This is a genomic window from Pseudomonas sp. B12(2026), assembly GCF_057767015.1.
The window spans coordinates 859178-881003 of the sequence record NZ_CM173430.1; the positions used below are offsets into that span (position 1 = coordinate 859178).

Consider the following 21826-nt stretch of genomic DNA (forward strand, 5'->3'; position numbering starts at 1 on the left):
AAGCGCGGCCCGCGCGCGAGACCGAGGCGTGTTCCACGCCCATGCCCGCGCGGGCTGCCCTCGTAGGAGCGGAGCTTCTCCGCGATAGCCGTGGCACGGCGTCGGGATTTCGCGGACAAGGTCCGCTTGTGTCTGCTGACTTCGGTAGGATCGAAGGTGAGAGCGGCGGGAAGCAAGCTGCAGGTCCGCAGTGTTAGCAGCACGAGTAGGAGCCCAAGCTGCCTCCCGCCGTCCTCTGACCAAAGCCCGAACAGTTGAACGAGTACAACCTCGAACCACAAGCGTGGGCAGTCAGAGCGCTCTCGCCATGTAGTTTACGAGGGTTGAAGCATGACGTGTTGGATCGGTATCGATGTTGCCAAGGACTCGCTGGCCGTATGGTTCCGCCCACAGGGCAGGAGCTTGAGCGTTTCCAATGACGAAGCGGGACATCAGCAGTTAGTGACGCTCTTCGCCGAGGAGAAGCCCGGCCGCATTGTGCTGGAGGCTACCGGTGGATATGAGCGAGGCGTCCTGCATGCCTTGTCCCGAGCCGGCCACGCAGTCTCTCGCTTGAATCCCACACGGGTTCGGGCGTTTGCTACCGCCATGGGCAAGTTGGCCAAGACCGACCCCATCGATGCGGCCGTCCTGGCGCATCTGGCCCAAACGCTGGAGGAAGCCCCCAGTACGGTTCTTTCGCCGGAGCGCCGGCGGCTGCGAGAGCTGGTGCAACGTCGCGAGCAACTGGTTGGGCAGCGCGATGATGAGCGCCGGCGCCTGCAACAGGCCAACGACCCCTTTGTCCGCCAATGCCTGGAGGACGCCATCAAGGCCTTGAAGGCCAGAATTTGCAGCTATGACGAGCAAATCGCCGAGGCCATGGCTGCGGTGGACTCCGAGCAGGTCCAGCAACTCAGTCAGGTCAAGGGCGTAGGCCCGGTAACCGTCGCAGGATTACTGGCTTACCTGCCAGAACTGGGACAACTCAACCGTCGCCAGATCGCCGCCCTGGTCGGCTTGGCCCCTTACAACAGCGACAGCGGCCAGAAGTCGGGGCAACGCCGTATCCGCGGAGGGCGCGGCATGATTCGACGCATCCTCTACATGGCAACCTGGTCGGTCATTCGTTACCAGAAGAGCTTCGCTCTTCGTTATCACGGCCTACGCGAAAACGGCCGATGCGCCAAAGTCGCGTTGGTGGCCTGCATGCGAGTTCTGATCGTACGGCTCAATGCGATGGTCCGGGACGGCACTTGCTGGAGAACTGACTTCGAGTAAAAGACAGTGTAGTGGTCCGGAAATTCTGGACACCGAGATAGGAGCGAGTTAACTAACGCGACTATTGAGGTGATTTACATGGGTCATAGAAAACTATCGGACGCGCTCAAGCGCGAAGCAGTGCAACTGGTGGTAGCGCAGGGCTACTCGGTGCCGCAGGCAGCACAGGCCATGGGGGTGGGACCGACGGCGTTGCGGCGTTGGGTCTCGCAATGGCGGGCTGAGCAACCGGGTTCAGTCATCGATGATGCCCAGCGCATCCGTGCACTGGAGAGCCAGTTGGCGCAGGTGCAGCGCGCACTGGCAGAGGCGCAGGAAGAGCGTGACACGCTAAAAAAATCCACGGCCTTCTTCGTTCGGGAAATGCTGCGAGCTGGCAAATGATCGACCGAGTGAAGGGGGCCATGAGCGTCACGCGCTGCTGTCGCCTGCTTGGACTGGCGCGCAGCAGTTACTACGCGGCGCGTCATAAGCGCCCGAAACCACCCAGCCCGCTACTCTCGGCCGTCACGGACCTGCATGAAAGCAGCCGGCACACCTATGGCTCACGCCGGATGTCGGCGGCCTTGCGTCAGCAGGGGCATGCGGTGGGTCGGCAACGGGCTCGCCGCCTAATGCGTCAGGCTGGCCTGGCGGTGGCTCGACGGCGCAATCAGCACTATCGGCGGCACACCAAGCCGGCAGCGGCGGCCCCCAACCACCTCAATCGCCAATTCCAGCCGGCAGCCCCGAATCAGGTCTGGGCCGGCGACATCACCTATCTGCGTACGGCGCGTGGCTGGCTGTACCTGGCTATCGTGGTCGATCTGTATGCCCGGCGAATCGTGGGCTGGGCATTCTCGTCCGTGGCTGATACGGATTTGGTGATCCAGGCCCTGGAGCTCGCCGTGTCGATGCGACACCCGGACAACGGCCTGATGTTCCACTCCGATCAGGGGTGCCAGTACAGCAGCGAGCGCTTTGTGGACATGCTGCGACGTTTGCAGATCGTGCAGAGCATGAGTCGGCGCGGCAATTGCTGGGACAATGCAGTGGTGGAGCGAGTCTTTGCCAGCTTGAAGCGTGAGTGGATAGGCGAGCGGCGCTATCGAGACCAGCACGAAGCCAAAGCCGATGTGACACGATTCGTCGCCACCTACTACAACCATCAGCGTCTTCATTCGACAACGAAGCAGTTGCCGCCAGCCGTGTTCGAGGCGCGGGCGGCTTGATGCTCCTATAGCGGTGTCTAGAAAAACCGGACCACTACAACCTTGTCCGCGATGGTCCGAACCGCCTGCGGCCTTCGCGGATAAGATCCGCTCCTACGAAAAGCCGCCGCCTCGGCAGTTTTTCGCGGGCATAAAAAAGCGCGGCCCGCGGGCCGCGCAAAGAGAGATCGAGGAAGCCGCCCGGCGTGTGCCGGGCGGGTGGATCAGAAGAAGCCCAGCGGGTTGATGTCGTAGCTGACCAGCAGGTTCTTGGTCTGCTGGTAGTGGTCGAGCATCATCTTGTGGGTCTCGCGGCCCACGCCGGATTTCTTGTAGCCACCGAAGGCGGCGTGCGCCGGGTACAGGTGGTAGCAGTTGGTCCACACGCGGCCGGCCTTGATGCCGCGGCCCATGCGGTAGGCGCGGTTGATGTCGCGGGTCCAGAGGCCGGCGCCGAGGCCGTACTCGGTGTCGTTGGCGATGGCCAGCGCTTCGGCCTCGTCCTTGAAGGTGGTGACGCCGACCACCGGGCCGAAGATTTCTTCCTGGAACACACGCATCTTGTTGGTGCCCTTCAGCAGGGTCGGCTGGATGTAATAGCCGCTGGCGAGGTCGCCGCTCAGGTGCTCGACCTGGCCGCCGGTGAGGACCTGCGCGCCTTCCTGCTGGGCGATGTCGAGGTAGGAGAGGATTTTCTCGTACTGCTGCTGCGAAGCCTGGGCGCCGACCATGGTGTCGGTGTCCAGCGGGTCGCCGCGCTTGATCGCCTTGACCTTCTTCATCACCACTTCCATGAACTGCGGGTAGATGGACTCCTGCACCAGCGCGCGGGACGGGCAGGTGCACACCTCGCCCTGGTTGAAGAAGGCCAGCACCAGGCCCTCGGCGGCCTTCTCGATGAAGGTCGGCTCGGCCTGCATGATGTCTTCGAAGTAGATGTTCGGGCTCTTGCCGCCCAGCTCCACGGTGGACGGGATGATGTTCTCGGCGGCGCACTTGAGGATGTGCGAGCCCACCGGGGTGGAGCCGGTGAAGGCGATCTTGGCGATGCGCTTGCTGGTGGCCAGCGCTTCACCGGCCTCCTTGCCGAAGCCCTGGACGACGTTGAGCACGCCCGGCGGCAGCAGGTCGCCGATCAGTTCCATCAGCACGCAGATGCCCAGTGGGGTCTGCTCGGCCGGCTTGAGCACCACGCAGTTGCCGGCGGCCAGGGCCGGGGCGAGTTTCCAGGCGGCCATCAGCAGCGGGAAGTTCCACGGGATGATCTGCCCGACCACGCCCAGCGGCTCGTGGATGTGGTAGGCCACGGTGCTGTCGTTGATTTCGGCGGCGGTGCCTTCCTGGGCGCGGATGCAGCCGGCGAAGTAGCGGAAGTGGTCGGCGGCCAGCGGGATGTCGGCGTTGAGCGTCTCGCGCACGGCCTTGCCGTTGTCCCAGGTTTCGGTGACAGCCAGCAGTTCCAGGTTCTGTTCGATGCGGTCGGCGATCTTCAGCAGGACCAGCGAGCGGTCCTGCACCGAGGTGCGGCCCCAGGCGTCGGCGGCGGCGTGGGCGGCGTCCAGCGCCTTGTCGATGTCCTCGGCGGTGGAGCGGGGGAACTCGGCGATGGGCTGGCCATTCACCGGCGAGGTGTTGGTGAAGTATTGGCCTTTCACCGGCGGGACGAATTCGCCGCCGATGTAGTTGCCGTAGCGCGCCTTGAAGGAAACGATGGCGCCTTCGCTACCGGGATGGGCATAACGCATGGTCGGATCTCCTGGGTCTTGTGCTTGTTGGGGAGGACGTTGAACAAGCGTAGAGCAAGGGCCGGGCCATGCCAGTGCAAACCGCGCCGCACAAGGCTCCGGGGCTTGCGTCCGGATACGCCGGAAAGCGCGCTGTGGCAGGTCTGGGACGCTGCGTCGTGACACTTTGTCCCGTATTCGTGACAGTCGCGACCTGACGGTCGGACGGGCGTTGCATTGGCCCTGCGCGTGGGGGATGCTGTCCTGCGTCCTGGCAGATTGTCCGACAAGACTGCGCCAGGGCCTCGGGGCTGCCTCCCCGTCCCCATTGCGGAGAACAACAAGAATGCGCGCCAACGATTTGAGCCGCCACGCCCGCCAGGTCATGACCGTGGCCGAGGGCAAGGCCCGTGCCGGAGCCCCCGGCGCGGACCCGTCGATCGCCCGCTCCTGGATGCGCTGCCTGGAGCAGTACCACCTCGACCCGGCGCAGCCCATGGCGCCGTCCGTGCTGGAACACGCGCGCATGCTCGAAGTCCGCGAGCGCCACTGCCAGGTGCTGGAGATCGCCAGCGGCGAGATGAACAGCCTGCACCAGCAGCTCTCCGGCGCCGGTCATGCGGTGCTGCTCACCGATTCGCGCGGGGTCATCCTCAACTGCATCAGCGAGGACGCCGACCGCCGCACCTTCGAGCAGGCCGGGCTGTGGCTCGGCGCCGACTGGAGCGAGGCGCGCGAGGGCACCAACGGCATCGGCACCTGCCTGGTGGAGCGCCAGGCGCTGACCATCCACCAGGACGAACATTTCCGCAGCCGCCACACCGGGCTGACCTGTTCCGCCAGCCCGGTGTTCGACCCGCAGGGCGAACTGCTGGCGGTGCTCGATGTGTCCTCCGCGCGCCGCGAGGTCTCGCGGCAGAGCCAGTTCCACACCATGGCGCTGGTCAACCTGTCGGCCAAGGCCATCGAGAGCTGCTACTTCCTGCGCCATTTCGAGGACCAGTGGCTGCTGCGCTTCCACCTGCGGCCGGACGGCCTCGGCCTGTTCAGCGAAGGCCTGCTCGCCTTCGACGGCGACGGGCGCATCCGGGCGGCCAACCAGAGCGCCATCAACCTGCTCGGCAGCCATCGCGAAAGCCTGCTCGGGCGCTCGCTGGAACAGTTCTTCGACTGCCGGCTGGACGACCTCTTCAGCCGCGCCGACCCGCAGCCCACGGCCAGCTGGCCGTTGCGCACGCGTTCCGGGCGCGCGCTGTTCGCGCTGCTGCGCGGGCAGCGCTGCGTACCGGCCGCTCCCGTGCTGCCGCGTGCGCCGCTGGCCAAGGGGCTGTGCATCGACGATCCGCAGCTGGCCCATGATTTCCGCCGGGCGCTGAAGGTCTACGCCCATGACGTGCCGCTGCTGCTGCAGGGCGAGACCGGCACCGGCAAGGAGGCCTTCGCCCGCGCCGTGCACCAGGGCGGCGAGCGCGCCGGCAAGTCCTTCGTCGCGCTGAACTGCGCGGCGATTCCCGAGACGCTGATCGAGAGCGAGCTGTTCGGCTACCGCGGCGGCAGCTTCACCGGCGCGCGCAAGGAGGGCATGCGCGGCAAGCTGCAGCAGGCCGACGGCGGCACGCTGTTCCTCGACGAGATCGGCGACATGCCGCTGACCCTGCAGACGCGCCTGCTGCGCGTGCTGGAGGAGCGCCAGGTGGTGCCCATCGGCGGCGAGCCGCAGGACGTGGATATCCGCCTGATCAGCGCCAGCCACCGCGATCTGGAGGCGCTGGTGGCCGCCGGGCAGTTCCGCGAGGACCTCTATTACCGCCTCAACGGCCTGGTGGTGGCTTTGCCGCCGCTGCGCGAGCGCGAGGATCGCGGCGCGCTGCTCGATCATCTGCTGGCCGAGGAGAGCAAGGGCCGCGCGGTGCGGCTGGACGACGACGTGCGCCGGCACCTGCTCGACTACCCCTGGCCGGGCAACGTGCGCCAATTGCGCAATGTGCTGCGCACGCTGTGCGCGCTGTGCGAGGGCGGGCGCATCCGGATGGCCGACCTGCCGCCGGACCTGCGCCGCGCGCCGGCTCCTGCGGCGGTCAGGCCGGTGGCGGCGAGCGACGCGGTTGGCGACACCCTCGGCGCCGCCGAACGCAATGCCCTGCTGGAAGTGCTGGAGGCGCAGCGCTGGCACATCAGCCGGGCGGCGCAGCAGCTGGGCATCAGCCGCAACACCCTGTACCGCAAACTGAACCGCCACGGCCTGAGCCGGAAGGGCCTTTCGTAGGATGGCGTGGAGCGCAGCGATACCCATCAATGCTGCGTACCGGAACAGCATGGGTATCGCTGCGCTCCACCCATCCTACGGCTCGCTGGAGGCGCTGCGCTGGCACATCATCAGCCGGGTGCAACAGCTGGGCATCAGCTGCAATACGCTGTACCGCAAACTGAACCGCCACGGCCTGAGCCGCCGCACCTGAGCGGGATTGCCCTTGTAGGAGCGGACCTTGTCCGCGAAATCCCGACGCCGTGCCACGGCTATCGCGGAGAAGCTCCGCTCCTACGAGATCAAAAGCTCCTCACTCTAACCCTGGCTGTGCGCCCCGCTTCTCACGCGGGAGAGGGCTGGGTGAGGGGGACGCTCTGGCACCGATTTCCCGGCGGAAGACAGTCCCGGCACCGGTCCTAGGTCAAATGGTGGATAACGTCGAACGTTATCCACCCTACGGGTCGGCGCAGAACTGGCGATGCGTCGCACACCGCCGGGAACCGCCTCCCCACCTCGTCGTCTGATGCCCCGGCGGCGGGCCGTGCGGGGGTGCGCTGTGCTACTCTGCCGCCCATTCGAAGCGCCTGGAAAGGCTTGATTGCAGGAGTCTGCATGCATATCCACATCCTCGGCATCTGCGGCACCTTCATGGGGTCGCTGGCCGTCCTGGCCAAGGAGCTTGGCCACCGCGTGACCGGTTCCGACGCCAACGTCTACCCGCCGATGAGCACCCAGCTCGAAGCCCAGGGCATCGAGCTGATGCAGGGCTACGACCCGGCGCACCTCGACCCGGCGCCGGACCTGGTGGTGGTCGGCAACGCCCTGTCGCGCGGCAACCCGGCGGTGGAATACGTCCTGAACAAGGGCCTGCCCTACGTTTCCGGCCCGCAGTGGCTGGCCGACCACGTGCTGCAGGGCCGCTGGGTGCTGGCCGCCGCCGGCACCCACGGCAAGACCACCACCAGCAGCATGCTGGCCTGGGTGCTGGAACACGCCGGCATGAGCCCGGGCTTCCTGATCGGCGGCGTGCCGCAGAACTTCGGCGTTTCCGCGCGCCTGGGCGGCACGCCGTTCTTCGTGGTCGAGGCGGACGAGTACGACAGCGCCTTCTTCGACAAGCGCTCCAAGTTCGTCCATTACCACCCGCGCACGGCGATCCTGAACAACCTGGAATTCGACCACGCGGACATCTTCCCCGACCTCGCCGCCATCGAGCGGCAGTTCCACCATCTGGTGCGGACCATCCCCGGCGAAGGCCTGATCATCCATCCCACCGCCGAGACCGCGCTCAAGCGCGTGATCGACATGGGCTGCTGGACGCAGGTCGAGACCACCGGCGAAGGCGGCCAGTGGCAGGCGCGGCTGCTCAGCGAGGACGGCTCGCACTTCGAGGTGCTGTTCGACGGCAAGCCCCAGGGCACCGTGGACTGGGAACTGACCGGCCAGCACAACGTCGCCAACGCCCTGGCCTGCCTCGCGGCGGCCCGCCATGTCGGCGTGGTGCCGGAGCTGGGCTGCGCCGCGCTGTCGGCGTTCAAGAGCGTCAAGCGGCGCATGGAGAAGGTCGCCGAAGTCAACGGTGTGACCATCTACGACGACTTCGCCCACCACCCGACCGCCATCGCCACCACCCTCGACGGCCTGCGCAAGCGCGTCGGCGATGCGCCGGTGATCGCCGTGGTCGAGCCGCGCTCCAACTCCATGAAGCTCGGCGCGCACCGCGATGGCCTGCCGGATTCCGTGGTGCAGGCCGACAACGTGTTCTGGTATGCCCCGCCGAACCTCGGCTGGGACCTGGCCGCCACCGTCGCCGGTTCCACCGTGCCGACCCGGGTGTGCGACTCGCTGGAGTCGATCATCGAGGGCGTGAAGGCCATCGCCACGCCGGGCACCCAGGTGGTGATCATGAGCAACGGCGGCTTTGGCGGCCTGCACGGCAAGCTGGCCAAGGCGCTGGAGGGCTGAGCCATGGCCGGAGCCGAACGCATCACCCTCGCCATGACCGGCGCCTCCGGCGCCCAGTACGGCCTGCGCCTGCTCGACTGCCTGGTGCAGGAGGACCGCGAGGTGCACTTCCTGATCTCCAAGGCCGCGCAGCTGGTGGTGGCCACCGAGACCGACGTGACCCTGCCGGGCAAGCCGCAGGCGATGCAGGCCTTCCTCAGCGAATACACCGGCGCCGCGCCGGGGCAGATCCGCGTCTACGGCAAGGAAGACTGGATGGCCCCGGTGGCCTCCGGCTCCGGCGCGCCCAGCGCGATGGTGGTGGTGCCCTGTTCCACGGGGACGCTCTCGGCCATCGCCACCGGCGCCTGCAACAACCTGATCGAACGCGCCGCCGACGTGGCGCTGAAGGAGCGCCGCCAGCTGATCCTGGTGCCGCGCGAGACGCCGTTCTCCAGCATCCACCTGGAGAACATGCTCAAGCTCTCCAACCTCGGCGCGGTGATCCTGCCGGCGGCGCCGGGCTTCTACCACCAGCCGCAGACGGTGGACGACCTGGTCGACTTCGTCGTCGCGCGCATCCTCAACCAGTTGGGGATTCCCCAGGACATGCTGCCGCGCTGGGGCGAACACCATCTTGTCAGTGACGAATAAGCTCCTCGCCGCCCTGTTGCTGCTGCAACTGGGCGCTTGCGCCACGGTGAAGACCCTCGACGCCAGCAAGCCCGGCGCGCCGCTGATCTACGCCGGCACCCGGCTGAACTGGTATTCGCTCAATGGCGGCTGCTGCCCGATGGACCGCTTCGGCACCGAGCCGCCGGCCCACCCGGGCCTCGACCTGCCGGGCAGCGCGTTGCTGGATACGCTGCTGCTGCCGTTCTCCCTGGCGGCGGAACTGGGCATCGGCCTGCAGGTGTGGGGCGGGAACTGACGGCGGAAATCGCAGGCAAGGTCCGCACCACCCCCTGTAGGAGCGAGCTTGCTCGCGAACCAGCCTCGCAGTGGGGCATGTTCGCGAGCAAGCTCGCTCCTACGAAAAGCGCTTCTCCGCTCGCGTGAAAGACAATGACGCGTAGTTGCGCAGGGCGGACAAGGTCCGGCGTTATCCACCGTTTGGCCTGCAGGAGCGGGCTACGCCCGTGATCGCGGACAAGGTCCGCTCCTGCGAGAGCCGCTAACGCCAGACCTTGCCTTGACAAGGAGAGGCGGTGCCGGCTGGCGTCGAGAGTTCATTGGGCACCGAATGATCCCCTCTCCCATTGGCGGAGCGGGGCGCGCAGGTGGGGTCAGGCGGAGGGGCTTTTGATCTTGTAGGAGCGGAGCTTCTCCGCGATACCTGCCGGCCTGCGCCGGCCCATCGCGGGCGGAGTCCGCTCCTGCGAGGAAGTTACTTGCCCAGCCTGCGCAGCTCGTCCGATTCGACGACGCGCGTGCCCTTGCCGGTTTCCAGCGCCAGGCGCCAGAGCGCGCGGGCCAGGGCGCAGGCTTCGATGCCGTGCAGTTTGCCCGGCAGGATGCGGGCGAAGGGCGCGGCGAGCAGTTCGGCCAGGCGCACCTCTTCGCGCTGGCCCAGCAGCAGCGAGGGGCGGGCGATGGTCAGTTGCGGCCAGCCTTGCTGGCGCAGGGCGTCTTCCAGCTCGCCCTTGACCCGGCTGTAGAAGATCGACGACTTGCTGTCGGCGCCCAGCGCGCTGATCACCACGTAGTGCCGCGCGCCGAGCTCCAGGCCGCGTTCGCCCAGCGCCAGCGGCAGGTCGAAATCGATGCGGCGGAAGGCCTCTTCGGAGCCGGCCTCCTTGAGGGTGGTGCCCAGGCAGCAGAACACGGTGTCGATCGGCCGGGTCAGCTGCGGGATCAGTTCGGCCAGCGGGCCGATGGGGTTTTCCAGGCGCGGGTGCTCGGCCAGCTTCCGTCGGGTGGGAGCGAGCACGCGTTTGACGGTGGGTTCGTTGAGCATGCGGTCCAGCAGGTGCTCACCGGTCAGGCCAGTGGCGCCAGCCAGCAGGATATTCGTCGGTGTTGAGTACATCTGTGTTTCTCCCTTACACACTGACAAGCTTAGTTGCCGGCCTTCTGTTTTGCCTGTGCGGCGACTCTCCTGGCATCGGGCGCCGCCCGGCGCTGCTGCGTACGCAACGCCTTCCACTGGTTTAGAACCGCCGTTGGTGCCCAGAGTTGCGGTTCCGACGCTTCGAACTCTTCCTCCTTCTCGCGCCGGGCCACCGTGTCGCTGGCTAGCGCGAAGGCCTGCCTGAGGTCGTCGGTCTGCTGGAACGCCCGGGCGAACAGCGCGTCGCCGAAGTAGGTGAAGTCGGCCTCCTCGGAGCAGCCGAAGGATACCCGGTCGCTGCGGGCGGCGGTCATGATCAGGGTCTTGTCGTCCTTCAGTGCGGGGATGAAGCCGCCGCTGTAGCAGGCCGATATCACCAGAACCTTGTGACGGTCCTTCAGCGGCGCGAGCAGGGTCGCCAGTTCGCTGGCCGGCAGGTCGTTGAGCTTGAGGCCCGGCATGTCCAGCACCAGCTGGTGGTCGTGGGAACCGTGGCTGGTCAGGTAGATGAAGATCAGGTCTTCCGGCCCGCTGCGCTCGGCCAGGGTGCGCAGGGTGCGGGCGAGGCTTTCGCGGGTGGCCAGCGGGCGGTCGGTGAGGTGGTCGCGGTGGTTCACCAGGGTCACCACGCCGCGGCCGCCGAAGCGCTTGCCGAGCAGGTCGGCGACATAGTCGGCCTCGCGCAGGAACACGCTCTGCTTGCCGTCGCCGCCCAGGCTCAGGCCGTAGAGTTCGATGGCCTGCGTGGAGGGCGGGATGGCCGCCAGCGCCTTGTCCAGCAGCTGGCCCTGCTCCAGCAGGCCGATTTCCAGCGCGTTGGGCAGCAGCGCGCCGTGCTCGTCGCGTACGCGCTGGCCGCCGCGCCAGCTGCCGCGCTGCACGCTGCCGTCGCCGTGGGTGAGGGTGCCTTCGCCGGAGTACTCGCCACGGGCGAAGCCGCCGCTGTAGGTCTGGCCGTCGGCCTGGCTGAGGGTGCCCTTGCCGTCGAAGCGCCACTGGCGGAACTCGCCCAGGTAGCGGCTGCCGTCGCTGCCGATGAATTCGCCCGCGCCGTCCAGCGAGCCTTCCCGGAAGCGGCCGAGCCAGACGTCGCCGTCGGTGTTCTGGAAGCGCCCCTTGCCGTCGAACTGGTCGTTGCGGAATTCGCCGGTGTAGCGGTCGCCGGCATCGTCGCGGAAGGTGCCCTTGCCGTTGAGCGCGCCGTCGCGGAACTGGCCGGTGTACTGGTTGCCGAGGCTGTCCAGGCGGGCGCCTTCGCCGTTGGCCTCGCCGTGGGCGAACCAGCCCTGGTGGCGGGTGCCGTCGGGCAGTTCGAGGGTGCCGGAGCCTTCGTAGCGGCCCTTGCGGAAGCCGCCGCTGTAGCGGGTCTGGCCCTGGCTCAGGCGGCCTTCGCCGTCGAACTCGCCTTGCTTGAACTGGCCCTCGTAGACGCTGCCGCCGGCGAACTGCAGGCGCCCCTGGCCATCGAACAGGCCCTCGCGGAAGCTGCCGACATAGGTCGATCCGTCGCTGCCGTGCCACTCGCCCTGGCCGCTCTGCAGGCCCTTGTCGAAGCTGCCGGCGTACCAGGCGCCGTTGGGGTAGTCCAGGCGGCCCTGGCCCTGCAACTGGCCGTTGACCAGCTCGCCGCGGTAGCGCGCGCCGTCGGGCAGGCGGCCGTCGGGCGGCGTCAGGGGTTCGCCTTCGCCGCAGGCGGCAAGGAGCAGGGCGAGGCCGAGGGGCAGGAGCAGGCGGGGCATGGCGATCTCGGGTCGGGCAGCGGGACGCGCTTGCAGTGTGACGTAAAAAAGCCCGCTGGCGCGGGCTTTTTTTCAGGGCTGTGCGCTGGCTGTCAGACGAAGCACAGGCTCAGGGATTCGGCGATGTAGGCGGGTTTGGCCTGGCCGTCGATCTCCAGGGTGCAGCGCGCCTTGATCAGCCACTGGCCGGGGTTCTTCTCGGTGATGTCGCTGATGGTCACCTGCAGGCGCACGCGCGAGCCGACCGGCACCGGCTGGATGAAACGCACGCTGTCGAGGCCGTAGTTGACCACCATCTTGGGGTTTTCCGGCATCACCAGCAGGCCTTCGCAGAGCTTCGGGATCAGCGAGAGGGAGAGGAAACCGTGGGCGATGGTGCCGCCGAACGGGGTCTTCTTCGCCTTTTCTGGGTCGACGTGGATGAACTGGTGATCCTCGGTGCACTCGGCGAACTGGTTGATGCGCTGCTGATCGATGGTGATCCACTGCGAATGGCCCAGGTCCTTGCCGATGTAGTCCTTCAGTGCGCTTGCGGGTACGAATGCCATGTTTCCTCCGGGGAATACGTTGTTCTTCTTAGTGCGTCCAGCGGGGCGTGAAGCTGCCTGTAGATCAGCACGCGTACCGGGCAGGGTCAAGCCGGCCCGGCGCTCATGCTTTGGACGAATGCCGAGCCATAGCGGGCGCCGGGCGGGCATAATGGCGCCTCCTTGCGCTGGAGATGTCCCAATGCTGTTACGTGGCCTGACCTGGCTGGTGCTGTTCCAACTGCTCGGCACGGGCCTGAATGCTCTCATCCTGCACATGATCCCCGGCCCCATCATTGGGCTGGTGCTGCTCTTCGCGTTCCTGGTGTGGAACGGCGAGGTGAGCAAGCCGGTCAGCGAGGCGGCCGGCTCGCTGCTGCGCTACCTGCCGCTGCTGCTGGTGCCGGCGGCGGTCGGGGTGATGGCATATGCCAGGCAGATCGCCGCGGACTTCTGGGCCATCGTCGGCACCCTGGGGTTGTCGCTTCTGGTGTCCTTCGTCTTCGCCGGCTGGCTGATGCAGAAGCTCATCGACCGCCAGCGCCAGCGCAAGGAGAACGCCTGATGTTCGACTGGCAAGGCGCGGTGTCGTCCGTCATCCACCATCCGCTGTTCTGCGTCGGCATCACCCTGGGCGCCTACCAGCTGGCGCTGGCCGCCTACGAGCGCACGCGCTGGGTGTTCCTGCAGCCGGTGCTGGTGTCGATGCTGATCGTCATCGCGGTGCTGCTGGCCTGCGGCATCGATTACACCGAATACAGCGCCAGCGCCAAGGTGCTGACCATCCTCCTCGGTCCGTCCACCGTGGCCCTGGCGGTGCCGCTGTTCCTCAACCTGAAACGCATCCGCCAGTTGTTCTGGCCGACGCTGATCACCCTGCCGGTGGCCGGCCTGTTCGCCACCGGGCTGGGCATCGGCCTGGGCTGGGCGTTCGGCGTCGACCACGAGCTGCTGATGAGCCTGGCGCCCAAGTCGGTGACCTCGCCCATCGCCATGCTGGTGGCCAGCCAGATCGGCGGCGTGGCGGCGCTGGCGGCGGTGTTCGTGCTGATCACCGGCGTGCTCGGCGCCATCCTCGGCCCGGAACTGCTGCGCCTCTGCGGCGTCCACCATCCGGCCGCGCAGGGCATGGCGCTGGGCATGACCGCCCACGCCGTGGGCACTTCCCGCGCGTTGCAGGAGGGTGAGGAATGCGGCGCCTTCGCCGCCCTGGCGATGAGCCTGATGGGCGTGGCCACGGCAGTGCTGCTACCGTTGGCGGTAGCGCTGATCGCTTGAGAGCCGGTTGACGATCCGATGCGCGTCGGCCCGGGCGGCTGGTTCAGCGTGCGTTGGCAAACGCCCTGGTTCGCGAGATCGTGAACAGGCCCGACCCGATGATGGAGTGTCCATGAGTTTCCCGCTGTTCCCCCTCAACACCGTGCTGTTTCCCGGTTGCCGGCTCGACCTGCAGATTTTCGAGGCGCGCTACCTGGACATGATCGGCCGCTGCATGAAGCAGGGCAGCGGCTTCTGCGTGGTGGCCATCGTCGAGGGCGAGGAGGTCGGTGACGCACCGGGGCGTTACAGCCTGGTCGGCTGCGAGGCGCTGGTGCGCGACTGGCAGCAGCGGCCCAACGGTCTGCTGGGCATCCGTGTCGAGGGCGGCCGGCGCTTCCGGGTGATTTCCGCCGAGGTGCAATCGGACCAACTGACCGTGGCCGAGGTGGAGTGGCTGGAGGAGCTACCCGACCAGCCGCTGACCCAGGAGCACGACGACCTGGCGGCGCTGCTGGAGGCGCTGTCGATGCACCCGATGGTTTCCGCGCTGGAGATGGGCGGGGCGGTCAGCGGCCAGCAGGAGCTGGCCTGCCAGCTGGCCTACCTGCTGCCCTTCGATCACCAGCAGAAGCAGGTGCTGCTGGAGATGGACGACCCCGGCATGCGGCTGGCGCGCATCCAGGTGTTGCTGGAGCAGCTGCAGGGCGATTTCGTCGTCTGACGTGGCGCTCTTGTAGGAACGGACCTTGTCCGCGAAATGTCAGCCCTGCCGAAGAGCATCGCGGAGAAGCTCCGCTCCTACGAGATCAAAAGCGGTTCGCCCGGGGAGCGCCGTGCGGTGTTGCTTTCGTAGGGGCGTCCCTGGTCCGGATGCAACAGGGCCCGCGAATGCGGGCCTTGTGCTTTCAACGGTAACGCCGGCGATCAGAACGAATCGCCCGGCACCCGTACCCAGCCTTCCATGAGGATGCGCGAGCTGCGGCTCATGATGGCCTTGGTCACGGTCCATTCGCCGTTCACCTGCTTGGCCTCGGCGCCCACGCGCAGGGTGCCGGAGGGGTGGCCGAAGCGTACGGCGCTGCGCTCGCCACCGCCGGCGGCGAGGTTCACCAGGGTGCCGGGGACGGCGGCGGCGGTGCCGATGGCCACCGAGGCGGTGCCCATCATGGCGTGGTGCAGCTTGCCCATGGACAGCGCGCGCACCACCAGGTCGATGTCGCCGGCCTGCACGAGCTTGCCGCTGGAGGCGCGGTAGTCCTGCGCCGGCGCGACGAAGGCGACCTTCGGCGTGTGCTGGCGGGTCGCGGCCTCTTCCGGGGTCTTGATCAGGCCCATGCGCAGGGCGCCGGCGATGCGGATCTGCTCGAAGCGCGCCAGCTGTTCCGGGTCGCCATTGATCGCTTCGCGCAGTTCGGTGCCGGTGTAGCCGATGTCCTGCGCGTTGACGAAGATGGTGGGGATGCCGGCGGCGATCATGGTCGCCTTGAAGGTGCCGACGCCGGGGACTTCCAGGTCATCCACCAGGTTGCCGGTGGGGAACATGGCGCCGCCGTCCTCGCCGTCGTCGGACGGGTCGAGGAACTCCAGCACGATCTCGGCGGCGGGGAAGGTCACGCCGTCCAGCTCGAAGTCGCCGGTTTCCTGGACCTGGCCGTTGGTCACCGGGACGTGGGCGATGATGGTCTTCTGGATGTTGGCCTGCCAGATGCGCACCACGCAGGTGCCGTTGTCCGGGATGCGCGACGGATCGACCAGCCCGGCGTGGATGGCGAAGGAGCCGGCGGCGGTGGAGAGGTTGCCGCAGTTGCCGCTCCAGTCGACGAAGGCCTTGTCGATGGAAATCTGCCCGTAGAGGTAGTCGACGTCGTGATCCGGTTGGGTGCTTTTCGACAGGATCACGCACTTGCTGGTGCTGGAGGTCGCGCCGCCCATGCCGTCGATGTGCGCGCTGTACGGATCGGGGCTGCCGATCACGCGCATGAACAGCTTGTCGCGGGCTTCGCCGGGCACCTGGCAGCGCTCGGGGAGGTCCTGCAGGCGGAAGAACACGCCCTTGCTGGTGCCGCCACGGATGTAGGTGGCGGGGATCTTCACTTGGGGTACGTGGGGCATGGGTACGATCCTGTTTGCTTTTCGTAGGAGCGAGCTTGCTCGCGAACCCATCCCCGCTGCGGGGCCGTTCGCGAGCAAGCTCGCTCCTACAGGATTGGTGCCGGCCCGCCGCTTGGACGGGCCGGCTGTTGCATCACGCCGCGGACGACTCGAGGAAGTCCTTGGCGAAGCGCTGCAGCACGCCGCCGGCGTTGTACACCTTCACTTCGGCGGCGGTGTCCAGGCGGCAGGTGACCGGGACTTCGACGACGTCACCATTGCTGCGATGGATGACCAGGGTCAGGTCGCAGCGCGGCGAGACGTCGCCCTTGATGTCGTAGGTCTCGGTGCCGTCCAGGCCCAGGGTCAGGCGGGTGGTGCCCGGCTTGAACTCCACCGGCAGCACGCCCATGCCCACCAGGTTGGTGCGGTGGATGCGCTCGAAGCCTTCGGCGACGATCACTTCCACGCCCGCCAGGCGCACGCCCTTGGCCGCCCAGTCGCGGGACGAGCCCTGGCCGTAGTCGGCGCCGGCGACGATGATCAGGTTCTGCTTGCGGTTCATGTAGGTTTCGATGGCTTCCCACATGCGCATCACCTGGCCCTCGGGTTCCACGCGGGCCAGCGAGCCTTTCTTCACTTCACCGTTGACCACGGCCATTTCGTTGACCAACTGCGGGTTGGCGAAGGTGGCGCGCTGGGCGGTCAGGTGGTCGCCGCGGTGGGTGGCGTAGGAGTTGAAGTCCTCCTCCGGCAGGCCCATCTTCGCCAGGTACTCGCCAGCGGCCGAGTCCGCCAGGATGGCGTTGGACGGCGACAGGTGGTCGGTGGTGATGTTGTCCGGCAGGATCGCCAGCGGACGCATGCCCTTCAGGGTGCGTTCCCCGGCCAGCGCGCCTTCCCAGTACGGCGGACGGCGGATGTAGGTGGACATCGGGCGCCAGTCGTACAGCGGGCTTTCCGCTTCCTGCACGCTGCCCAGGTCGAACATCGGGATGTAGACCTGCTTGAACTGCTCCGGCTTGACGCTTGCGGCGACGATGGCGTCGATCTCTTCGTCGGTCGGCCAGAGGTCCTTCAGGGTGACCGGGTTGCCGTTCTTGTCGGTGCCCAGCGGGTCCTGCTCGATGTCGAAGCGCACGGTGCCGGCGATGGCGTAGGCGACCACCAGCGGCGGCGAGGCGAGGAAGGCCTGCTTGGCATAGGGGTGGATGCGGCCGTCGAAGTTGCGGTTGCCCGAGAGCACGGCGGTGGCGTACAGGTCGCGGTCGATGATCTCTTTCTGGATCACCGGGTCCAGCGCGCCGGACATGCCGTTACAGGTGGTGCAGGCATAGGCGACGATGCCGAAGCCGAGCTTCTCCAGCTCCGGCAGCAGGCCGGCGTCTTCCAGGTACAGCTTGGCGACTTTCGAGCCCGGGGCGAAGGAGGTCTTCACCCACGGCTTGCGCACCAGGCCCAGCGCGTTGGCCTTCTTCGCCACCAGGCCGGCGGCGATGACGTTGCGCGGGTTGGAGGTGTTGGTGCAGCTGGTGATGGCGGCGATGATCACCGCGCCGTCGGGCATCAGGCCCTGGGCTTCTTCGCCCTTGCCGGCTTGCAGCTTGGCTTCGTCGGCGATGCCGCGCTCGGCCAGCGCCGAGGTCGGCAGGCGGCGGTGCGGGTTGGACGGGCCGGCCATGTTGCGCACCACGGTGCCCAGGTCGAACTCCAGCACGCGCTCGTACTCGGCTTTCTCCAGGGTGGTGCTCCACAGGCCGAGGGTCTTCGCGTAGTTCTCCACCAGCGCCACCTGCTCGGGCTCGCGGCCGGTGAGCTTGAGGTAGTCGATGGTCTGGCCGTCGATGTAGAACATCGAGGCGGTGGCGCCGTATTCCGGGCACATGTTGGAAATGGTCGCGCGGTCGCCGATGGTCAGGCTGTCCGCGCCCTCGCCGAAGAATTCGACGTAGGCGCCGACCACGCGCTCCTTGCGCAGGAACTCGGTGATCGCCAGGACGATGTCGGTGGCGGTGATGCCCGGCTTGCGCTTGCCGGTCAGCTTGACGCCGACGATGTCGGGCAGGCGCATCATCGACGGGTGGCCCAGCATCACGGTCTCGGCTTCGAGGCCGCCGACGCCGATGGCGATCACGCCCAGGGCATCCACGTGCGGGGTGTGCGAGTCGGTGCCGACGCAGGTGTCGGGGAAGGCCACGCCGCCGCGCGCCTGGACCACCGGGCTCATTTTCTCCAGGTTGATCTGGTGCATGATGCCGTTGCCGGCCGGGATCACGTCGACGTTCTTGAACGCGGTCTTGGTCCAGTCGATGAAGTGGAAGCGATCCTCGTTGCGGCGGTCTTCGATGGCGCGGTTCTTCTCGAACGCATCCGGGTCGAAGCCCGCGGCCTCCACGGCCAGCGAGTGGTCGACGATCAGCTGGGTCGGCACCACCGGGTTGACCTTGGACGGGTCGCCACCCTGTTCGGCGATGGCGTCACGCAGGCCGGCGAGGTCGACCAGCGCGGTCTGGCCGAGGATGTCGTGGCAGACCACGCGCGCCGGGTACCAGGGGAAGTCGAGGTCGCGCTTGCGGTAGACCAGTTGCTCCAGCGAGGCGGTCAGGTCCTGCGGGTCGCAGCGGCGCACCAGCTGTTCGGCCAGCACGCGGGAGGTGTAGGGCAGTTTTTCCCAGGCGCCGGCCTGGATCGCCTCGACCGCCTCGCGGGCGTCGAAGTAATCCAGCGCGGTGCCGGGCAGGCGTTTGCGGAATTGAGTGTTCATCATTTGCGGTCCTTGAGCGGCACGAACTGCAGGTCTTCCGGGCCGACGTAGTTGGCGCTCGGGCGGATGATCTTGCCGTCGATGCGTTGCTCGATGACGTGGGCGGACCAGCCGGCGGTACGGGCGATCACGAACAGCGGGGTGAACATGGCGGTCGGCACGCCCATCATGTGGTAGCTGACGGCGCTGAACCAGTCGAGGTTGGGGAACATCTTCTTGATTTCCCACATCACGCTTTCCAGGCGCTCGGCGATGTCATACATCTTGGTGTTGGACTGCTCGGCCGAGAGCTGGTGGGCGACTTCCTTGATCACTTTGTTGCGCGGGTCGGACACGGTGTAGACCGGGTGGCCGAAGCCGATCACGACTTCCTTGCGCTCGACGCGGGCACGGATGTCGGCCTCGGCTTCGTTCGGGTTGTCGTAGCGCTTCTGGATCTCGAAGGCCACCTCGTTGGCGCCGCCGTGTTTCGGGCCGCGCAGCGCGCCGATGGCGCCGGCGACGCAGGAGTAGATGTCCGAGCCGGTGCCGGCGATCACCCGGGAGGTGAAGGTGGAGGCGTTGAACTCGTGCTCGGCGTACAGGTTGAGCGAGGTGTGCATGGCGCGCACCCAGGACTCGCGCGGCTTCTGCCCGTGCAGCAGGTGCAGGAAGTGGCCGCCGATGGAGTCGTCGTCGGTCTCGACGTCGATGCGCTTGCCGTTGTGGCTGAAGTGGTACCAGTAGAGCAGCGCGGAGCCGAGGGAGGCCATCAGCTTGTCGGCGATGTCGCGGGCGCCCGGATGGTTGTGGTCGTCCTTCTCCGGCGACAGGCAGCCGAGCACGGACACGGCGGTGCGCATCACGTCCATCGGATGGGCCGAGGGCGGCAGGGTTTCCAGGGCGGCCTTGACGCCGGCCGGCAGGCCGCGCAGGGCCTTCAGCTTGGCCTTGTAGCCGGCCAGCTCGGCGGCGTTGGGCAGCTTGCCGTGGACCAGCAGGTGGGCGATTTCCTCGAATTCGCAGCGGTTGGCGAAGTCCAGGACGTCATAGCCACGGTAGTGCAGGTCGTTGCCGGTACGGCCGACGGTGCACAGGGCGGTGTTGCCAGCGGCGGTGCCACTCAGGGCCACGGACTTCTTCGGCTTGAAGCCGGTGGTGGTTTCTGCGGTAGCGCTCATCGCGAGTCTCCTCATCAAATCCGGTTGCTTGTTCTTTTCCCCCGGCGCGGGCCGGGATATCGGTTCGAATCTGGTTGGCGAAAGCCACTCGGACTTCGCCTTGGCGTAGGGCGAATAACGCGAAGCGTTATCCGCCGTTCGTTACAGCCAAGGGTGGATAACGCCTGGGGCGTTATGCACCCTACGCTTCGTTCAGGCTTGGCCCGAACGAAGGGGAAATCACTTCTTGCCGGCGGCGAACAGCGCGTCGAGCTTCTGCTCGAATGCGTGGTAGCCGATGCGGTCGTACAGTTCCGCGCGGGTCTGCATCAGCTCGATCACGTTCTGCTGGTGGCCTTCCTGGCGGATCGCGGTGTAGACGGCTTCGGCGGCCTTGTTGGCGGCGCGGAAGGCCGACAGCGGGTAGAGCTGGATGGCCACGCCGACCGAGGCCAGCTCGTCGCGGGTGAACAGCGGGGTGGCGCCGAATTCGGTGATGTTGGCCAGGATCGGCACGTTCAGCGCGTCGACGAAGCGCTTGTAGGTCGGCAGGTCATAGGCGGCCTCGGCGAAGATGGCGTCGGCGCCGGCCTCGACATAACGCTGGCAGCGTTCGATGGCCGCGTCCACCCCTTCGGCCTGGATGGCGTCGGTACGGGCGATGAGGAAGAAGGCCGGATCGGTCTTGGCGTCGGCGGCGGCCTTCACGCGGTCGGACATTTCCTCGACGGAGACGATTTCCTTGCCCGGACGGTGGCCGCAGCGCTTGGCGCCGACCTGGTCCTCGATGTGCGCGGCGGCGGCGCCGGCCTTGATCAGGCTCTTCACGGTGCGCTCGATGTTGAAGGCGCTGGGGCCGAAGCCGGTGTCGATGTCGACCAGCAGCGGCAGGTCGCAGACGTCGGTGATGCGGCGCACGTCGGTGAGCACGTCGTCCAGGGTGTTGATGCCCAGGTCCGGCAGACCCAGGGAGCCCGCCGCCACGCCGCCACCGGAGAGGTAGATGGCCTTGAAGCCGGCGCGCTTGGCCAGCAGCGCATGGTTGGCGTTGATCGCGCCGATCACCTGCAGCGGCTTTTCTACGGCAAGGGCGTCACGGAAGCGCTGGCCTGCGGTCTTGTTGCTCATTGTTCACCTCGTTCTACTGGGGGCTGGGCTATCTGCCGTTCGATGTTGCGTCGCGATGCGCCGATGTGGCGGCGCATCAGGAGTTCGGCCAGTTCGCCGTCACGGTCGGCGATGGCGTCGAGAATCCGGTGGTGCTCGGCGAAGGCCTGGCGCGGCCGGTTGGGCGTCGCCGAAAACTGCAGGCGGTACATGCGCACCAGCTGGTAGAGCTCGCCGCAGAGCATGCGGGTGAGGGTGCGGTTGCCGCTGCCCTGGATGATCCGGTAGTGGAAGTCGTAGTCGCCTTCCTGCTGGTAGTAACCGCGCCCGGCCTGGAAGGCCTCGTCGCGCTCGTGGGTGTCGAGCACCTGGCGCAGCTCGTCGATCTCCGCCTGGCTCATGCGCTCGGCGGCCAGGCGGCAGGCCATGCCTTCGAGGGATTCGCGGATTTCGTAGAGCTCCAGCAGCTCCTCGTGGCTCAGCGACACCACCCGCGCGCCGACGTGCGGCACGCGCACCAGCAGCTTCTGGCCTTCCAGGCGGTGGATCGCCTCGCGCAGCGGGCCGCGGCTGATGCCGTAGGTGCGCGCCAGCTCCGGCTCGGAAATCTTGCTGCCGGGGGCGATCTCGCCCTTGACGATGGCCGACTGGATCTTGCGGAACACGTGCTCCGAAAGGGTCTCGCTGTCGTCCGCAAGCAGGCTTGGCAGGGTCAGGCTATCGTTCATGGTGTCGACAATCTTCTTGATGTGCGGCGAAAGCTACCCCTCAAATACACCTTGG

The 21826-nt window shown here is 67.1% G+C and carries 18 protein-coding genes and 1 pseudogene; 10 read left to right on the forward strand and 9 right to left on the reverse strand.

The window, feature by feature from the left end; genetic code table 11:
- The first annotated feature begins 330 nt into the window (after positions 1 to 330).
- Positions 331 to 1260, forward strand: coding sequence for an IS110 family RNA-guided transposase (locus AC3B6A_RS04090; RefSeq protein ID WP_488401034.1), 930 nt, complete (start codon positions 331 to 333; stop codon positions 1258 to 1260).
- A gap of 78 nt (positions 1261 to 1338) precedes the next feature.
- Positions 1339 to 2471, forward strand: a pseudogene (locus AC3B6A_RS04095) (IS3 family transposase).
- Between the two features lie 203 nt (positions 2472 to 2674).
- On the opposite strand, the gene exaC reads toward AC3B6A_RS04095, so the two are convergent.
- A complete protein-coding gene (exaC, locus tag AC3B6A_RS04100; RefSeq protein ID WP_488401035.1) occupies positions 2675 to 4195 on the reverse strand; it encodes an acetaldehyde dehydrogenase ExaC in 1521 nt (506 codons plus the stop codon).
- Between the two features lie 325 nt (positions 4196 to 4520).
- Between exaC and AC3B6A_RS04105 the strand changes: the two genes are divergently transcribed.
- From AC3B6A_RS04105 to AC3B6A_RS04125, 5 genes are all read left to right on the forward strand, one after another.
- A complete protein-coding gene (locus AC3B6A_RS04105) occupies positions 4521 to 6440 on the forward strand; it encodes a sigma-54-dependent Fis family transcriptional regulator (RefSeq protein ID WP_488401036.1) in 1920 nt (639 codons plus the stop codon).
- A gap of 49 nt (positions 6441 to 6489) precedes the next feature.
- The gene (locus AC3B6A_RS04110) at positions 6490 to 6633 is read left to right on the forward strand and encodes a hypothetical protein (RefSeq protein ID WP_488401037.1); all 144 of its coding nucleotides are present in this window, start codon (positions 6490 to 6492) and stop codon (positions 6631 to 6633) included.
- 401 nt (positions 6634 to 7034) lie between these two features.
- Positions 7035 to 8387, forward strand: a complete 1353-nt coding sequence (mpl, locus tag AC3B6A_RS04115) for a UDP-N-acetylmuramate:L-alanyl-gamma-D-glutamyl-meso-diaminopimelate ligase (protein WP_488401038.1) — start codon at positions 7035 to 7037, stop codon at positions 8385 to 8387.
- A gap of 3 nt (positions 8388 to 8390) precedes the next feature.
- Positions 8391 to 9020 carry a flavin prenyltransferase UbiX gene (ubiX, locus tag AC3B6A_RS04120; RefSeq protein ID WP_488401039.1) on the forward strand — a complete coding sequence of 210 codons (630 nt, stop codon included), beginning with the start codon at positions 8391 to 8393 and terminating at the stop codon, positions 9018 to 9020.
- Positions 9010 to 9297, forward strand: coding sequence for a YceK/YidQ family lipoprotein (locus AC3B6A_RS04125; RefSeq protein ID WP_488403508.1), 288 nt, complete (start codon positions 9010 to 9012; stop codon positions 9295 to 9297). Before ubiX ends, AC3B6A_RS04125 begins: the two co-directional genes overlap by 11 nt.
- A gap of 456 nt (positions 9298 to 9753) precedes the next feature.
- Here the strand turns inward: AC3B6A_RS04125 and AC3B6A_RS04130 are convergent, their stop codons facing one another.
- From AC3B6A_RS04130 to AC3B6A_RS04140, 3 genes are all read right to left on the reverse strand, one after another.
- On the reverse strand, positions 9754 to 10395 hold the full coding sequence (locus AC3B6A_RS04130; protein ID WP_488401040.1) for an oxidoreductase: 642 nt from the start codon (positions 10393 to 10395) through the stop codon (positions 9754 to 9756).
- Positions 10396 to 10424: 29 nt separating this feature from the next.
- Positions 10425 to 12155: a C13 family peptidase gene (locus AC3B6A_RS04135; RefSeq protein ID WP_488401041.1), complete on the reverse strand. Its 1731-nt coding sequence runs from the start codon at positions 12153 to 12155 to the stop codon at positions 10425 to 10427.
- A gap of 92 nt (positions 12156 to 12247) precedes the next feature.
- Positions 12248 to 12703 carry a MaoC family dehydratase gene (locus AC3B6A_RS04140; RefSeq protein WP_488401042.1) on the reverse strand — a complete coding sequence of 152 codons (456 nt, stop codon included), beginning with the start codon at positions 12701 to 12703 and terminating at the stop codon, positions 12248 to 12250.
- A gap of 181 nt (positions 12704 to 12884) precedes the next feature.
- Between AC3B6A_RS04140 and AC3B6A_RS04145 the strand changes: the two genes are divergently transcribed.
- The 3 genes from AC3B6A_RS04145 to AC3B6A_RS04155 all read left to right on the forward strand — a co-directional run bounded on the left by AC3B6A_RS04145 (position 12885) and on the right by AC3B6A_RS04155 (position 14663).
- A complete protein-coding gene (locus AC3B6A_RS04145; protein WP_488401043.1) occupies positions 12885 to 13247 on the forward strand; it encodes a CidA/LrgA family protein in 363 nt (120 codons plus the stop codon).
- Positions 13247 to 13960 (forward strand): LrgB family protein, encoded by a 714-nt coding sequence (locus AC3B6A_RS04150; RefSeq protein WP_488401044.1) that lies wholly within the window; start codon positions 13247 to 13249, stop codon positions 13958 to 13960. Before AC3B6A_RS04145 ends, AC3B6A_RS04150 begins: the two co-directional genes overlap by 1 nt.
- A gap of 112 nt (positions 13961 to 14072) precedes the next feature.
- Positions 14073 to 14663, forward strand: coding sequence for an LON peptidase substrate-binding domain-containing protein (locus AC3B6A_RS04155; protein WP_488401045.1), 591 nt, complete (start codon positions 14073 to 14075; stop codon positions 14661 to 14663).
- A gap of 203 nt (positions 14664 to 14866) precedes the next feature.
- Here AC3B6A_RS04155 and prpF read toward each other — a convergent pair whose 3' ends face one another.
- The 5 genes from prpF to AC3B6A_RS04180 all read right to left on the reverse strand — a co-directional run bounded on the left by prpF (position 14867) and on the right by AC3B6A_RS04180 (position 21771).
- The gene (prpF, locus tag AC3B6A_RS04160; protein ID WP_488401046.1) at positions 14867 to 16054 is read right to left on the reverse strand and encodes a 2-methylaconitate cis-trans isomerase PrpF; all 1188 of its coding nucleotides are present in this window, start codon (positions 16052 to 16054) and stop codon (positions 14867 to 14869) included.
- 133 nt (positions 16055 to 16187) lie between these two features.
- Complete coding sequence (gene acnD / locus AC3B6A_RS04165; RefSeq protein ID WP_488401047.1) at positions 16188 to 18797, reverse strand: Fe/S-dependent 2-methylisocitrate dehydratase AcnD; 2610 nt, start codon at positions 18795 to 18797, stop codon at positions 16188 to 16190.
- Positions 18797 to 19957, reverse strand: a complete 1161-nt coding sequence (gene prpC, locus AC3B6A_RS04170; RefSeq protein ID WP_488401048.1) for a bifunctional 2-methylcitrate synthase/citrate synthase — start codon at positions 19955 to 19957, stop codon at positions 18797 to 18799. The genes acnD and prpC overlap by 1 nt, the downstream gene beginning before the upstream one ends.
- Before the next feature lie 219 nt (positions 19958 to 20176).
- Positions 20177 to 21064 (reverse strand): methylisocitrate lyase, encoded by an 888-nt coding sequence (gene prpB / locus AC3B6A_RS04175; protein WP_488401049.1) that lies wholly within the window; start codon positions 21062 to 21064, stop codon positions 20177 to 20179.
- Positions 21061 to 21771: a GntR family transcriptional regulator gene (locus AC3B6A_RS04180; protein WP_488401050.1), complete on the reverse strand. Its 711-nt coding sequence runs from the start codon at positions 21769 to 21771 to the stop codon at positions 21061 to 21063. Before AC3B6A_RS04180 ends, prpB begins: the two co-directional genes overlap by 4 nt.
- Between the last annotated feature and the right edge of the window lie 55 nt (positions 21772 to 21826).

Bases quoted from the DNA above. Each gene is read 5' to 3' on its own strand.
- AC3B6A_RS04090 (WP_488401034.1), top strand. From the start codon at position 331: ATGACGTGTTGGATCGGTATCGATGTTGCCAAGGACTCGCTGGCCGTA.
- exaC (WP_488401035.1), bottom strand. From the start codon at position 4,195: ATGCGTTATGCCCATCCCGGTAGCGAAGGCGCCATCGTTTCCTTCAAG.
- AC3B6A_RS04105 (WP_488401036.1), top strand. From the start codon at position 4,521: ATGCGCGCCAACGATTTGAGCCGCCACGCCCGCCAGGTCATGACCGTG.
- AC3B6A_RS04110 (WP_488401037.1), top strand. From the start codon at position 6,490: ATGGGTATCGCTGCGCTCCACCCATCCTACGGCTCGCTGGAGGCGCTG.
- mpl (WP_488401038.1), top strand. From the start codon at position 7,035: ATGCATATCCACATCCTCGGCATCTGCGGCACCTTCATGGGGTCGCTG.
- ubiX (WP_488401039.1), top strand. From the start codon at position 8,391: ATGGCCGGAGCCGAACGCATCACCCTCGCCATGACCGGCGCCTCCGGC.
- AC3B6A_RS04130 (WP_488401040.1), bottom strand. From the start codon at position 10,395: ATGTACTCAACACCGACGAATATCCTGCTGGCTGGCGCCACTGGCCTG.
- AC3B6A_RS04135 (WP_488401041.1), bottom strand. From the start codon at position 12,155: ATGCCCCGCCTGCTCCTGCCCCTCGGCCTCGCCCTGCTCCTTGCCGCC.
- AC3B6A_RS04140 (WP_488401042.1), bottom strand. From the start codon at position 12,703: ATGGCATTCGTACCCGCAAGCGCACTGAAGGACTACATCGGCAAGGAC.
- AC3B6A_RS04145 (WP_488401043.1), top strand. From the start codon at position 12,885: ATGCTGTTACGTGGCCTGACCTGGCTGGTGCTGTTCCAACTGCTCGGC.
- AC3B6A_RS04150 (WP_488401044.1), top strand. From the start codon at position 13,247: ATGTTCGACTGGCAAGGCGCGGTGTCGTCCGTCATCCACCATCCGCTG.
- AC3B6A_RS04155 (WP_488401045.1), top strand. From the start codon at position 14,073: ATGAGTTTCCCGCTGTTCCCCCTCAACACCGTGCTGTTTCCCGGTTGC.
- prpF (WP_488401046.1), bottom strand. From the start codon at position 16,054: ATGCCCCACGTACCCCAAGTGAAGATCCCCGCCACCTACATCCGTGGC.
- acnD (WP_488401047.1), bottom strand. From the start codon at position 18,797: ATGAACACTCAATTCCGCAAACGCCTGCCCGGCACCGCGCTGGATTAC.
- prpC (WP_488401048.1), bottom strand. From the start codon at position 19,957: ATGAGCGCTACCGCAGAAACCACCACCGGCTTCAAGCCGAAGAAGTCC.
- prpB (WP_488401049.1), bottom strand. From the start codon at position 21,064: ATGAGCAACAAGACCGCAGGCCAGCGCTTCCGTGACGCCCTTGCCGTA.
- AC3B6A_RS04180 (WP_488401050.1), bottom strand. From the start codon at position 21,771: ATGAACGATAGCCTGACCCTGCCAAGCCTGCTTGCGGACGACAGCGAG.